The sequence below is a fragment of the Pseudarthrobacter siccitolerans genome, assembly GCF_030823375.1.
Lineage (GTDB): Bacteria > Actinomycetota > Actinomycetes > Actinomycetales > Micrococcaceae > Arthrobacter > Arthrobacter siccitolerans_A.
On record NZ_JAUSXB010000001.1, the window covers coordinates 1878031 to 1891977 of the forward strand.

Below are 13947 nucleotides of genomic sequence, written 5' to 3' on the forward strand. Positions count from 1 at the left end.
ACTATTTCGCCGGGCCAAGCCATTGGGACGAGGGCGGGCGGAAGCGTGGTTCTAGTCGAACCAGGGGTCCAGTCCGTGCAGCGGAAAGACTGCCTTGCGGGTAGCCATCACGGTGCGGTCCACGGCGTCGTTGGGGTCGAATCCTACTTCCCAGGACCGCCACCACAGCTCCACGTCGTCGCCCATCAGGTCCGGCGCCGACGCACCGAATTTCTCCTCAACGTACCTGCGCCAGTCCTCCGGGACCGCCGTGCGCAGCGGCACCGGCCGGCCTGCCGCGATGGCAATGAGGTGGCTCCAGGACCGCGGAACCACCTGCAGCACGTTGTACCCGCCGCCGCCGGTGGCAATCCAGCGGTTGTCGCAGTAACGGGCGGCAAGATTGCCGACGGCGGTGGCCGCCTCCCGCTGTCCGTCAACGCTGAGGTTGAGGTGCGTGAGCGGATCGGTCCGGTGCGAGTCACAGCCGTGCTGGCTCACGATCACCTCCGGCTGGAACGCCGCCACAAGCTGGGGCACCACCGCGTGGAAGGCGCGCAGCCACCCGGCATCGCCCGTTCCTGAGGGCAGGGCGATGTTGACTGCGCTCCCTTCGGCTTTGGGTCCGCCGATTTCGTTGGCAAATCCAGTGCCGGGGAAGAGGGTGAGCCCGCTTTCGTGCAGGGATATCGTGAGCACCCGGGGATCATCCCAGAAAATACTCTCCGTGCCATCCCCGTGGTGGGCATCGACGTCGAGGTATGCCACCTTGCCGACCCCGCCGTCGAGCAGCTTTTGCACGGCGAGTGCGGCGTCGTTGTAGATGCAGAACCCGCTGGCCCGGTCGCGGGACGCGTGGTGCATGCCCCCGCCGAAGTTGACCGCGTGCAGGGCCGAGCCGTCCAGGATCTTTGCAGCGGCCAGCAGCGAGCCGCCGGCCAGCCTGGCGGCAGCCTCATGCATCCCGGCGAACGCAGGATCATCCTCAGTGCCCAGGCCGCGGGCTTCGTCCGTCGCGTACGGGTCACCGCTGACGCGGCGGACCGCTGCCACGAACTCAGCCGAGTGCACCGACTCGAGTTCGGCGTCCGTGGCGACGTAAGGGGCTTCGACGGAAACGTGGTCGAGGTCGAAGAGTCCCAGGCTGCGGGCCAGTCGTGCCGTGAGGTCCATCCGCTCGGGTGCCATGGGGTGGCCCGGACCGAAATTGTAGGCGGTCATGTCGGCGCCCCACGCCACCGTCGTTGGCGGCGCGGGCTTGCTGAGACCGGGCAGATATGTCATCAATCACAGGCTACCCGAGCCCGCTGCCCTTCCCGCCCGGCCATTACGCGGACATAAGTGGTTTACTACTGAGGGAAGAAGAGTCAACCGAGGAAAAGCCACACATGACGCAAAGCCAGTCGAGGCCCCGGAACCCGGCCAGCTGGCATCCCCCGGAGCAGGAGCGGGAGGGCCTCTGGGTTTTCACGCGGGTGCGTGACTTCATTGACGACATTGCGAACACCTCGCCGGCCCGGCTCGCGCTGAGCGCCTTCGCCGCCGTGTGCCTGGTGTTCACGTTCCTGCTCTCCCTGCCTGTCTCGTCCGCCACCGGCACGGCCACCCCGTTGCACGAGTCGATGTTCACGGCCGTCTCCGCCGTGTGTGTCACAGGCCTCACCGTGGTGTCCACGGCGGTGCACTGGTCCTTCTTCGGCCAGCTGGTGATCCTGATCGGCATCTTCATCGGCGGCCTCGGCACGCTGACCCTGGCGTCGTTGCTGGCACTGATGGTGAGCAAACGGCTTGGCGTACGCGGCAAGATCATCGCCGCCGAATCCATGAACAATGCGGGCCGCCTCGGCGAGGTGGGTACCTTGCTGCGGATCGTCATCACCACGTCGGTGGTCATCGAGGGGACCCTGGCGCTGGCCCTGATCCCCCGCTTCCTCACCCTCGGCGAGCCATTCTGGCAGTCCGTCTGGCACGGCATCTTCTATTCGATCTCGTCGTTCAACAATGCCGGTTTCACCCCGCACTCGGATGGCATTGTGCCGTACGAGACCGACCTGTGGATCCTGGTCCCCCTGATGCTGGGCGTGTTCCTGGGCAGCCTCGGATTTCCCGTGGTGATGGTCCTGCAGCAGAACGGCCTGAACTGGCGCAAGTGGAACCTGCACACCAAGCTCACCATCCAGGTGTCCTTCATCCTGCTGGCGGCCGGAACCGTGCTGTGGGGCCTGATGGAGTGGGACAACTCGCGGACCATTGGCCCCATGGAACTCGGCGACAAGATCACCCACGCACTGTTCGCCTCGGTGATGACCAGATCCGGCGGCTTCAACCTGGTGGACCAGAACCAGATGGAGTCCACCACCATGCTTCTGACGGACGCACTGATGTTCGCGGGCGGCGGCTCGGCTTCCACTGCGGGCGGCATCAAGGTCACCACCATTGCCGTGATGTTCCTGGCCATCATCGCCGAGGCCCGGGGCGACGCGGACGTCAAGGTCTACGGGCGGACCATCCCCCAAGGCAGCATGCGCGTAGCCATCTCCGTGATCGTGGCCGGTGCCACCCTTGTTTCAGTGTCCGCGTTCCTGCTGCTCCACATCAGCGGCGCCTCCCTGGACCGGGTGCTGTTCGAAACCATTTCCGCCTTCGCCACCGTGGGGCTCAGCACCAACCTCAGCGCCGAACTGCCGCCGTCGGGCGTTTATGTCCTCACGGCGCTGATGTTCGCCGGCCGCGTTGGCACCGTTACCCTTGCAGCCGGCCTGGCCCTGCGCCAGCGCAGCCAGCTGTACCACTACCCGGAAGAGAGGCCAATCATTGGCTAGTTCCCCAGACGCCCCACGTCGGCCCGCCCACAATGCTCCGGTTCTGGTGATCGGGCTGGGCCGGTTCGGTTCCTCCACGGCCGAGCAGCTGGTCAAACAGGGCCGGGAAGTACTCGCCATTGAGCGTGACCGCAGCCTGGTGCAGAAGTTCGCCCCGCTGCTGACTCACGTGGTGGAGGCCGACGCCACCAACATCGACGCGCTCCGCCAGCTGGGGGCACAGGAGTTCAGCTCGGCTGTGGTGGGCGTTGGCACGTCCATCGAATCCTCGGTACTGATTACCGTCAACCTCGTGGATCTGGGCATCGAGCACCTGTGGGTGAAGGCGATTACGCCCTCGCACGGCAAAATCCTCACCCGCATCGGCGCCAACCACGTAATCTACCCGGAAGCCGATGCCGGTGTCCGGGCCGCCCACCTGGTTTCCGGCCGCATGCTGGACTTCATCGAGTTCGACGACGACTTCGCCATCGTGAAGATGTACCCGCCGCGCGAAACGGTGGGCTTTACCCTGGACGAGTCCAAGGTCCGGTCCAAGTACGGCGTCACGATCGTGGGCGTCAAATCCCCGGGCGAGGACTTCACTTACGCGCGGCCGGAAACCAAGGTGTCCTCCCGGGACATGCTGATCGTGTCCGGCCACGTGGATCTGCTGGAACGCTTCGCCGCCCGTCCGTAAGGTCGGTGGTTGAGCCCGTCCGGCCCGGTGGTTGAGCCCGTCGAAACCCGGAAGATCAGCCCAGCTGTTTGGTGATCTCTGCTGCCCGGTCCGCCGCTGCGCGGGCGCCCGCGGCGATGATGGACGGGATGCCCCGCTCGTCGAAGGTTGCGATAGCCCTCTCGGTGGTACCGTTCGGGCTGGTCACCGCTTTGCGCAGGGACGCCGGGTCAGCCCCAGGCTCGGCGAGCATAAATCCGGCGCCCGCCACGGTTTCCCTTGCCAGGAGCAGGGACAGTTCAGCGTCCAGGCCCAGCTCCTGCCCTGCCGCTGCCATGGCCTCGGCAAGATAGAAGGCGTACGCCGGTCCTGAGCCGCTGATGGCGGAAAGGGCATCCACCTGTTCCTCCGGCACCTCAACAACGGTTCCCGCGCCCTGCAGGATGTCCTTGACCTTCTGCAACTGTTCCTGCGTGCAGCTGGTGCCCGGCGAGACCGAGACAACACCGCGCCCGAGCTTGGCGGGAGTATTGGGCATGGTGCGGATCACGGGCTGTCCGGCGGGGAGGGCAGCCTCCAGCTGGGCGATCGAAACCGCAGCAGCCACACTCACCACTACCGTTTCCGGCGCCAGTGCCGGGCTGATCTCACGGGCGAGATCCGCGATGCCAACCGGCTTGACGCCCAGAATCACGACGGCTGCGCCCTTGCTGGCCTGCTTGTTGTTGTCCGGTTCCTCCTCGCCGGCGATCGCGGTGATGCCGTGGTGGCGCTCCGCCAGTTCCGCGGCCCGTTCTGCACGCCGGACGGTGGCCACGATGTCCGCCGGATCCGTCCCGGCTTCCAGCAGACCTCCGAGGATGGCTTCGTTCATGGACCCACAGCCAAGGAATGCGATTCGGTTGCTCATGGCTCCATCATTGCAGTTTGATCCTGCAGGCGCAGAAATGCGTTAAGCGCAGCGTTCCCGCCGGTCCAGGCAAGAATTCCTGCCGGCCGGGAACTTCCCGAAACACACTGACAGCTGACTCACATGTTGGATGCAGGTACTTCCCAACTAGCGCCCCTACTGTAGTTACTACCTCATTGAGGGTGCGAGTGATGCGGCAGGCATGGGGATGTCTGCCAGGGCACCGGCGTACGCAACAGGTTTTCCCCCATTTTCCTGTCGCGGCCGCCGGTGCTTCCGCTTTTAACGCGCACTTTGACCCATTAGGCGCCTTTGACCATTAGCTGCCTTCTTGCCCTCGGCCTGTCCCTGTACCTGAAACTGACTGATTGGCCTATGCTGCTGCGCTCAGACGGCGGCCTGGACGGCGGGCGGCGTAACGTGCGGGGCCAGCTCCAGGGGCCCGGAGAACACCAGTTGGTCGAGCCGCCGGAGAATCAGGCCTTCCCTCAGTGCCCACGGACAAATCTTGATCTTCTTGAACTTGAACAACTCCAGGGCCGCTTCCGCCACCAGCGCCCCGGCCAACAGCTGGTGGGCCCGGGCCTCGGAAACGCCGGGCAGATGGAGGCGGTCTTCGGTTTTCATGGCGGAGATGCGCTGCGCCCACACCCCGAGGTCGGAGCCGTGCAGCTCGCGCTTAACGTAAGGGCCGGCCGCGCTGGGGGCGGCTCCGGCGATGCGGGCAAGGGAGCGGAAGGTCTTGGAGGTTCCTGCGACGACGTTTGCCCGGCCCAGTCCGTCGAATTCGCGGACCGCGGGCTTGAGGGTTGCCCGGATGTAGCGCCGCACTTCCTTGACGCTCCTGGCGGACGGCGGGTCCTCAGCAAGCCAGTCCCGGGTAAGCCGGCTGGCGCCCAGCGGCACGGACGTGGCAACTTCCGGCAGTTCGTCCTGGCCAAAAGCCATTTCGAAGGAGCCACCGCCGATGTCCAGATTGAGGATGGGTCCGGCGCCCCAGCCGTGCCAGCGCCGGACGGCGAAGAAGGTCATGGACGCTTCTTCGCTTCCCGTCAGTTCCTGCAGCGTGACGGTGGTTTCGTGCTTGACGCGGGCCAGGACTTCGGGCCCGTTGGTAGCTTCGCGGATGGCGGAGGTACAGAACGCCAGAAGGTCCTCAGCCTTGTGCCGTGCCGCGAATTCCCAGGCTTCGAGGACGAATTCGGTGAGTTCGTGTTGGCCTGCGTCACTGATGCTGCCGTCCGGTTCCAAGTACTGGACCAAGGAAAGCGGACGCTTGTGCGAGGCGAAGGGCACTGGCCGCGCGCCGGGGTGGGCATCTACCAGTAGGAGATGGACAGTGTTGGACCCGATATCGAGGACGCCTAGCCGCATGCTGACATTATTCCCCGTCGGCGCGCTTGAAGTCGCGTTTGATGTTGGCCACGCCTTCGGGATTGATCTCAAAGCCGTAGGCTGCCCCCGGGTTGATGACCATCCCGAGCTCGTCACCGATGTTGGCGATGATTGCCGCGCCCTGCGTTCCGAGCACGTTGGGTGCTGCCTCCAGATACTGCTGGTCAACCCGGCTGGGGTGCGAGAAGACGGCCAGGACGGGGTCGCCGTCGGCGTTGGCGAGGACCAGCGGCTCCACTTGGGAATCGACGCCCTCGATATTGTCCGGGCTGACGATGTAGACCTCACTGTTCAGGAAGGACAGGATGACGTCCACAGGATTGGCATCAGGCTGTCCGCCCGTGGCGAGCTTCTCCTCAAGGTCGTTGAGGGGAGTCTGGTCGGCAATGCCTGGCTGTTCAGTCATATACCTACTCGACCACGTTGGGCTCTCCACTGCAATTCGGCCAATGCTTGCTGACGGCCGACTGGGAGGAATCCGGCAGCGTAGCGTCAAGCGTGGGCCCACACCGTCCGGGTTCCCTGGCCGAGCTTGCGAGGCGAGGGGGACGGTGGGGCGAACGAGCGAGCACGCAGAGGATTTCTTCCGGTCGGGCCAACCACTTACTTCTTGGCCGTTGCCTTCTTCTTGGCAGGAGCCTTGCGGGTGGGTGTGCGCTTGACCGGGCCCTTGGCGCGCTTCTCGGCGAGGAGCTCAACAGCCTGTTCACGGGTGAGTTCCTCCAGGGAGGTGGCGCGGGGAACCGTGATGTTGGTGATCCCGTCAGTGATGTAGGGACCGAAGCGGCCTTCCTTCACCACGATGTTTTTCTCCGACACCGGGTCCGGGCCGAACTCGGCCAGCGGCGGGACGGCGGCACGGGCGCCGCGCTGCTTCGGCTGCGAGTAGATCTCCAAGGCCTGTTCCAGCGTGATGGTGAAGATCTCCTCCTCCGATCCGATCGAGCGGGAGTCGGTGCCCTTCTTCAGGTACGGACCGAACCGGCCGTTCTGCACAGTGATGAGGTTGCCTTCGGCGTCCTCCCCCAGCACCCGGGGCAGGCTCATGAGCTGAAGTGCCTCGTCCAGGGTCACGGACTCAACGGTCATGGACGTGAACAGCGAGCCCGTGCGCGGCTTGGCCTTGACCGGTTTCTTCGGCGGCTTGGGCTTGCCGTTCTTGTAGTACTCCACCGGCTGGTTGGCGATCTGTTCCTCCGTCATCTCAGGGATGATCTCGGTAACGTACGCACCGTAGCGGCCGTTCTTGGCGACGATGGTGTGCCCGGTGTGCGGATCGGTACCCAGCACGCGCTCCTCGGGAGCAGCCGTTTCCATCAGCTCAATGGCCTTGGCGGCGGTCAGTTCATCGGGGGCGAGGTCCTCCGGCACGTTCGCACGCGCCGACTCCACAATCTCCCCCGTCTTTGCGTCCACGGTGGCCGCGGAGCTTTCCAGGTACGGGCCGAACTTGCCCACCCGGAGCGTGATCTCGTCCGTGATGGGAATGGAGTTGATTTCCCGCGCGTCGATCTCGCCGAGGTTGTTGACGATGCTCAGCAGGCCCGGATCGGAGTCCTCGCCGAAGTAGAAGTGCCGAAGCCAGGAGGCGCCGACGGCCTGGCCGTTGGCGATCTTGTCCAGGTCGCCTTCCATGTCAGCGGTGAACTCATAGTCCACATAGTCGCTGAAGTGCTGTTCCAGCAGCCGGATCACGGAGAAGGCGATCCAGCTCGGCACCAGGGCCGAGCCCTGCTTCCGGACGTAGCCGCGGTCCTGGATGGTGGAGATGGTGGAGGCATAGGTGGACGGGCGGCCGATGCCTTTCTTTTCCAGCTCCGCGGTGAGCGATGCTTCGGTGTAGCGCGGCGGCGGTGACGTTTCGTGGCCGATGGCGATGATGTCCGCGGCGGTGAGTGCGTCGCCCTTGGCAACGTTGGGAAGGCGGCGGGCCTCATCGGAATCGTCGTCGCCGCGGGTCTCGTCCTTGCCTTCCTCGTAGGCTGCCAGGAAACCGGGGAACGTGATCACGGTGCCGGAGGCGGAGAACTCGGCGTCACGCCCGTCAGTAGCCACGGCGCCCAGGCGGATGGTCGCCGTCGAACCCTTGGCGTCAGCCATCTGCGAGGCGACCGTCCGCTTCCAGATGAGCTCGTAGAGCCGGAATTCGTCGCCGGACAGCTGCTTGGCCACCTGCGCGGGTGTGCGGAAGGAATCTCCGGCGGGGCGGATGGCCTCGTGGGCTTCCTGCGCGTTCGCGGCCTTGCCGGTGTACACGCGCGGCGACTGCGGAATGTACTCGGGGCCGTACAGCTCGGAGGCCTGGCGCCGCGCGGCCGTAACGGCTTCGTCGCTCAACGAGGACGAGTCCGTACGCATATAGGTGATGTAGCCGTTTTCGTACAGGCGCTGGGCCACCTGCATGGTGCTCTTGGAGGAGAACCGCAGCTTGCGGCCCGCCTCCTGCTGCAGCGTGGAGGTGGTGAAGGGCGCCGCCGGGCGGCGGGTGTAGGGCTTGGTGTCGACGGAGCGAACGCGGAACTCGGCGTTCTGCAGCCCGGCGGCCAGGGACGTAGCCAGTTCCTCGTTGAGGTGGGCGACGTTCTTCGAGGTGAGGACGCCGTCGTCGTTAAAGTCCCGGCCGCTGGCAACCTTGGCACCGTCGACGGAGGCGAGCTTGGCTTTGAAGGAGCCGGCGTCTGCGCCGAACTGGCCGGTGAGGTCCCAGTAGGAGGCGGCCTTGAACGCCATGCGCTCGCGTTCGCGGTCCACCACCATGCGCGTCACCACTGACTGCACGCGGCCGGCGGACAGGCCCCGCGCCACCTTGCGCCAGAGCACCGGGGAAATCTCGTAGCCGTACAGGCGGTCCAGGACACGGCGGGTTTCCTGCGCGTCCACCAGGGCAGTATCGACGTCGCGCAGGTTGCCCATGGCGCGCTGGATAGCTTCCTTGGTGATTTCCCCGAACGTCATCCGGTACACCGGGACCTTTGGTTTGAGTACTTCCAGCAGGTGCCACGCGATGGCTTCGCCCTCGCGGTCCCCATCGGTTGCGAGGTAAAGTTCGTCGGCGTCCTTGAGCGCAGCCTTGAGCTCGGTCACCTTTTTCTTTTTGTCCGGGGACACCACGTAATACGGCTTGAAGTCGTGGTCAATGTCGACGGCGAACTTGCCCACGGAGGTTTTCTTCAGCTCGGCGGGGAGTTCGGACGGCTGCGGCAGGTCGCGGATGTGACCAATGGAGGCCTCTACGATGAAGCCCTCGCCCAGGTACTTGGCGATGGTCTTGCTCTTGGCCGGAGACTCCACAATCACGAGTTTCTTGCCGGTTTTGGCCTTGCTTGGCACGGTGCTCCTACAGAAAAAGGTTGCTCGGGCAGATGCGCCCATACTGGCCTAGTTCACCATATTTTGCAGAAATGTGCGCATCCATGTGAAAAAGAGGGGGCTTGGCCGGGCTGCCTTCCGCCCCTCAGTCCGTGCCTTAATCCGTGGCTGGAATCAGGAAGCCGTCCCGGACCAGGTTGGCTGCTTCGGCGAGCAATGCGCTCCGGAACGTGCCGGCGTCGAACGCTTCTTCCCCGATGCCGTCGGCGTCCGGACTGACGCCCGAACTACCCCCGAAACCGCCGCCCAGCAGCGCCTCCAGCGCCCCGGCGATCTGGCCGGCGGTGAGGTCACCGTCGCAGGCGGAGACGAACCCGGCAAGTTCGGTGCTGAGCAGGTTGGTCCGGCGCAGGCCGGCTCCCTGGCGCAGCAGGATCACGCCCGGGTGTTCGGCGCCGGGCCGCTGGTGGCGCTCCTCGGTCACGTCGTCCGCCACCAGCAGGTGCGCGTCCTCGATAGTGTTAGCGGCCAGCCAGTCCTGGCGTTCCAGGGCCGCGCCGAGGTGCGGGCCGATGGGCTGCTCGATGGGGTAGGTGATTTCCTCGAACCGGATGAAGGGGCCCTGCCCCGGCGAAAGGGGCCGGCGCAGCAGCACCATGCCGAAGCCGATCCCCGCCACGTTCCTGGACTCGAAGTCCGCGAGGTACGCCGCGTACGCGTCCCGGTAGTGTTCCCGGTCCCGGCCCTCGGAGGCGTCGCGCAGCCACGTTTCGGCGTACTCCTCCGGGCTGACCAGCTCCCGCTGGATGAACCAGGCGTCCAGGCCTGTGTCCACCCAGGACTGGGGGCGCTCCTGCCAGGCGGCACCTTCGGCCACTTCCCAGTTGCCCAGCATCTGGGCCGTTCCGCCGGGAGCCAGGACCGCCGGAAGATCCGCCACGAGGGCCGCCACGATGCCGTCGCCCGGCATGCCGCCGTCGCGGTAGGTGAACTGTTCGGAGGCGTCCTCCCCCGCGCTGCGCGGCGTGATGACGAAAGGCGGGTTGGAGACCACCAGCCCGAATTCCTCGCCGGCCACCGGTTCCAGCAGCGAGCCGAGGCGCAGGGTCACCCGGTCCCCCAGCCGGTCCGGGTCCACGGACAGGGCCTCCGCGTTCAGCAGGATGTTGAAACGGGTAAAGGCGAGCGCGCGTTCGGAAATGTCTGTCGCCGTCACGTGCTCGCAGTGGTGCAGCAGGTGGAAAGCCTGGATGCCGCACCCCGTGCCAAGATCCAGTGCCCGTTCGGTGTGGCGGCGGAACGTTGTCTGCACCAGGGTGGTGGAGGCCTGGCCGATGCCGAGGACGTGGTCGTGGCGGAGGACGCCTTCCTGCTGGTGCGCCGCGAGGTCGCTGGCCACCCACAGTTCGGCGCCGCCGCTGCCGTCCTCATTAACGTCCCAGCCGTAGGGCCGCAGGTCGGCTTTGGCGGCCAGGAGCGCGGTGCCGGGAACGGGCTCCACCAGCCCCAGTGCCAGCAGGCCTTCCGCGCGGATGCCTGGCAGCGCGGCGTCGAGCGTTTCCTCCGGCTGCGGCTCGGCGAGCAGCCACAGGCGGACGACGGCGGCAAGCGCCTTCGCGCCGTCATCCCGCCGGACGGCGCGCTCGGCAGCCAGCAGCCCAGGAATGGTCTGGTCCCGGTTCAAGGCCGTGTAGGCCGGTTCGCCCAGGAGGTTCGCTACGCCGTCGAGCGTGTACTCCACGGCGCGCAGGTCCGCAGCAAGTGCAGTGAGCAGGTCCGGAAGGTCGCTTCGGGGCGCGTCGGGGGTGTTGCCGGCGGTGAACTCGTACAGGGAATTAGGCACCGCTCAAGTTTAGTGCGGTGGCTTCCGTCCGGCGGCAGGTCCCGCTTCGGTCCGGCGCCAGGTGGAACGTTGCGTCCGGCCGGACGGGGTAGCGTTGAGGTATGCCAACACCGCTTTCCGTCCTTCCGCGCGCCCGGAAGCAGCCCGCCCACCGGAGGCGCCTCGCCCTCAAAGCATGTGCGCCGGCAGGCCTGGCGGCTCTTGCCTTGGCGGGGTGCTCGCCCGCGGTGTCGATTGAGAACGCTGACGTTCCCGGATGGCGGGCCACCGCGCTGCCAACAACCCCGGGGGCCGTACTGGAGGACGCCGGAAAAATCCTCAACCGGAACCGGATCATCCAGGAGGCTACCAACGTCAGCGCCGGCCGCTACACCTTGACGGCGACCTGCGAGGGCGGGGGCAAAGTGTTCTTCGCGGTGTCCCTGGACGGGGAAGACGTTGTGGACGCCGGAGCGGCCTGCAACGGCAGCAAAGAGGTCACCGGGATCACGCTGCCGCGGTCAGGGACCCTGGAAATCAGCACTTCCAGTGTGGATGCGCCCCTCATCTACGCCTACCGGCTGGCGCCCGCCGAATAGCTATGGCCCGCAGGGGCGTGCGGGCTTAAAGTCGGACTATGCCCAGTGTGCGGAAATCCTCCGCGCCCCGTCCGGTGCGGACAGCCCCGGCGCCGCTGACGCGAAAACCTGCGGCCGCCGTCGTCTTCGGCCTTGTGCTCACGGCGGGGCTGGTGCTGGGCGGCTGTGAATACACATACGACGACGGCCGGTTTGCTGATCCCGCTGATGCGGAGCAGACCGTGGCCCCGGCTCCGGCATTTACCCGCGATCCCCTGCAGCGCGAGCCTGTCAGCGAGGCGGAACTGGATTCCTGGGTGGCGCGCACCCTGCCCGACACGGATGATCCTGTGGTTGATGCGGCGGCCGGGTTGCTGGCCGCGGGCGAGGTGCGCAGCGAAACCACTCCCGTGGTGGGGACGGGAACCTATGCCTTGGCGTTGACCTGCCGGAGCCAGCGCAGGGTGAACTTCACCGTGCGCAGCGACGCGCTCACACTGGTTGACCTTGGGTTGCGGTGCGGCATCAACCGGGAGAACGTCATTTATCTCTCGGCCGAAACGGCGCTGACCATCACGGTAGAGGCCAGGACGGGCGCCAACTACGCCTACCGCCTCCGGCGCCTGTGATGGCTGTTGCCGGTGCCTGGACTTTAGGCCGCGCAGCCTTCGGGGCACCTCAGGGTGTCCGGGCTGGAGGCGCACTCAGCGCAGTACAGGGTGAGGGTGCGGCAGCTCGGGTTGGAGCAGTTCTCGAATTTGCTGGTGGGGGCGGCGCAGCGGGTGCATTGGCCGATGGTTTTGGCGCCCTCGCTGAACTCGAGGTGCATACGCTTGTCGAACACGTAGAGCGAGCCTTCCCAGAGGCCCTGGTCCTTGAAGGTTTCGCCGTAGCGGACGATTCCGCCGTCGAGCTGGTACACCTCTTTAAAGCCGCGGTTGACCATCAGGCTGGAGAGCACCTCGCAGCGGATACCGCCGGTGCAGTAAGTGACCACCGGTTTGTCCTTGAGGGAGTCGTACTTCCCGGACTCGAGTTCCTTGATGAAGTCGTGGGTGGTGGCGACGTCCGGGACGATGGCGTCCTTGAAGCGGCCGATCTGTGCTTCGAAGGCGTTCCGGCCGTCGAAAAAGACCACGTCTTCGCCGCCCTGTTTCCTGGCGTCGACGAGTTCGTGCAGCTCTTCGGGTTTAAGGTGCCTGCCGCCGCCCACCACACCGTTGGCGTCCACCTTGAGTTCGCCGGGGGCGCCGAAGGAGACGATCTCATCGCGCACCTTGACGCTGAGCCGGGGGAAGTCTTCCGCGCCGCCGTCGGACCATTTGACGTCGATGCCGTGGAAGCCTTTGTACTCACGGGTGGTCTTGACGTACTGCTTCACGGCGCCGATCTCGCCGCCGACCGTTGCGTTGATGCCGTCCTTGGAGATGAGGATGCGGCCGGTCAGTCCCAGCTTTTCGCAGAGGGCACGCTGCCAGAGCCGCACGGCGTCGGGATCAGCGATGGGGGTAAAGCCGTAAAAAAGGACGATTCGGTTCAAAGCCACGTATTTAAGGGTACCGGCTTGGATTCGGGCGGCCTGACCCGATTCCGCCGCCCCTGGCCGCTGGATGGTGCTGCATCACAATTGCATAAGCAGCGGACTTCTGGCCTGCCACCCCCTGTTGCTTGTGATCCGGGTGGAATAGTCTCATCGCATGAGCCCGGAAACCATGGTTAACGACATCACTGGCCTTCTCGAAGTATGGGTGGCCGGCTGGGCAGGCTGTCGCGGTTACCGGACATCCTCCGAAGGCCGCTTCCCCGCCGCACTCCGGTCCGATACCACCGGTGAATGGGAATTTTTCGCCTCCGAGCCAACGGACACCGAGTTTGCCGTTCTCGCGGCCAAAACGGCGGAAGTGCCGGCCAGGGTCCTCACGATCCTGACCAACGACACCGCCCGTTATTCGGAACTTGCCCGCCAGCACGGGCTGAACGTGACCTCCGACTCCCAGGCCATGATGATCGTGGACATGGAAACCCAGGATGCCGAGGATCCCTGGCTTTCAGATGACGATCTTTCCCTGGCGACCTCCGAGCAGGACGGCGTGCACTATGCGGAGGTGCGTTCCGGTGACACCGTGGCCGCCAGCGGCCGGGTCTATGTGGTGGGCGATACCGCCGTGTTCGACAAAATCATCACCGAACCGGCCTTCCAGCGGCGCGGCCTTGGCAGCTTCATCATGCGGGCACTGGCAGCGCAGGCGTTTGGCCATGACGTCCAGAGCGGGCTGCTGCTGGCATCCCTTGACGGCCAGAAGCTCTATTCCCATCTCGGCTGGACCACTGTTTCCCGTGTGCTGATGCTTTCGGCATCCCACGACGGGTCCGATCTGTCCCTGAGCTGAGCGCCCGGCGGTACGTCCGTATCGGGTTCCCGGTTTACCCCGACGGCGAACCCGGCGCGTCCGGCTCCTGGCGGGTGAAACAAT

General features: G+C 65.7%; 12 protein-coding genes. 5 read left to right on the forward strand and 7 right to left on the reverse strand.

Annotated features, from left to right (window positions below; genetic code table 11):
• Nucleotides 1–51: 51 nt before the first annotated feature.
• Complete coding sequence (locus tag QFZ36_RS08770; protein ID WP_306635605.1) at nucleotides 52–1263, reverse strand: acetoin utilization protein AcuC; 1212 nt, start codon at nucleotides 1261–1263, stop codon at nucleotides 52–54.
• A gap of 104 nt (nucleotides 1264–1367) precedes the next feature.
• On the opposite strand from QFZ36_RS08770, the gene QFZ36_RS08775 reads away from it, so the two are divergent.
• Nucleotides 1368–2801 carry a TrkH family potassium uptake protein gene (locus QFZ36_RS08775; protein ID WP_306635607.1) on the forward strand — a complete coding sequence of 478 codons (1434 nt, stop codon included), beginning with the start codon at nucleotides 1368–1370 and terminating at the stop codon, nucleotides 2799–2801.
• Nucleotides 2794–3480 (forward strand): potassium channel family protein, encoded by a 687-nt coding sequence (locus QFZ36_RS08780; RefSeq protein WP_091422541.1) that lies wholly within the window; start codon nucleotides 2794–2796, stop codon nucleotides 3478–3480. The genes QFZ36_RS08775 and QFZ36_RS08780 overlap by 8 nt, the downstream gene beginning before the upstream one ends.
• A gap of 55 nt (nucleotides 3481–3535) precedes the next feature.
• Here the strand turns inward: QFZ36_RS08780 and proC are convergent, their stop codons facing one another.
• The 5 genes from proC to QFZ36_RS08805 form a co-directional block, all read right to left on the reverse strand.
• A complete protein-coding gene (proC, locus tag QFZ36_RS08785) occupies nucleotides 3536–4369 on the reverse strand; it encodes a pyrroline-5-carboxylate reductase (RefSeq protein ID WP_306635609.1) in 834 nt (277 codons plus the stop codon).
• A gap of 387 nt (nucleotides 4370–4756) precedes the next feature.
• Nucleotides 4757–5743: a Ppx/GppA phosphatase family protein gene (locus QFZ36_RS08790; RefSeq protein WP_306635611.1), complete on the reverse strand. Its 987-nt coding sequence runs from the start codon at nucleotides 5741–5743 to the stop codon at nucleotides 4757–4759.
• A 7-nt stretch (nucleotides 5744–5750) separates the two neighbouring features.
• Nucleotides 5751–6170 (reverse strand): SseB family protein, encoded by a 420-nt coding sequence (locus QFZ36_RS08795; RefSeq protein ID WP_306635613.1) that lies wholly within the window; start codon nucleotides 6168–6170, stop codon nucleotides 5751–5753.
• A gap of 197 nt (nucleotides 6171–6367) precedes the next feature.
• A complete protein-coding gene (gene topA, locus QFZ36_RS08800) occupies nucleotides 6368–9094 on the reverse strand; it encodes a type I DNA topoisomerase (RefSeq protein WP_306635615.1) in 2727 nt (908 codons plus the stop codon).
• Nucleotides 9095–9230: 136 nt separating this feature from the next.
• Nucleotides 9231–10916, reverse strand: coding sequence for a DUF7059 domain-containing protein (locus QFZ36_RS08805; protein ID WP_306635617.1), 1686 nt, complete (start codon nucleotides 10914–10916; stop codon nucleotides 9231–9233).
• Between the two features lie 101 nt (nucleotides 10917–11017).
• On the opposite strand from QFZ36_RS08805, the gene QFZ36_RS08810 reads away from it, so the two are divergent.
• Together QFZ36_RS08810 and QFZ36_RS08815 are read left to right on the forward strand one after the other, a co-directional pair.
• Complete coding sequence (locus QFZ36_RS08810) at nucleotides 11018–11494, forward strand: hypothetical protein (protein ID WP_306635619.1); 477 nt, start codon at nucleotides 11018–11020, stop codon at nucleotides 11492–11494.
• A 38-nt stretch (nucleotides 11495–11532) separates the two neighbouring features.
• Nucleotides 11533–12102 carry a hypothetical protein gene (locus QFZ36_RS08815; protein ID WP_306635621.1) on the forward strand — a complete coding sequence of 190 codons (570 nt, stop codon included), beginning with the start codon at nucleotides 11533–11535 and terminating at the stop codon, nucleotides 12100–12102.
• Nucleotides 12103–12125: 23 nt separating this feature from the next.
• Here the strand turns inward: QFZ36_RS08815 and trhO are convergent, their stop codons facing one another.
• Nucleotides 12126–13019: an oxygen-dependent tRNA uridine(34) hydroxylase TrhO gene (gene trhO, locus QFZ36_RS08820; RefSeq protein ID WP_306635623.1), complete on the reverse strand. Its 894-nt coding sequence runs from the start codon at nucleotides 13017–13019 to the stop codon at nucleotides 12126–12128.
• A 151-nt stretch (nucleotides 13020–13170) separates the two neighbouring features.
• Here trhO and QFZ36_RS08825 point away from each other — a divergent pair, with 151 nt between their 5' ends.
• Nucleotides 13171–13863, forward strand: coding sequence for a GNAT family N-acetyltransferase (locus QFZ36_RS08825; RefSeq protein WP_306635625.1), 693 nt, complete (start codon nucleotides 13171–13173; stop codon nucleotides 13861–13863).
• Nucleotides 13864–13947: the final 84 nt, after the last annotated feature.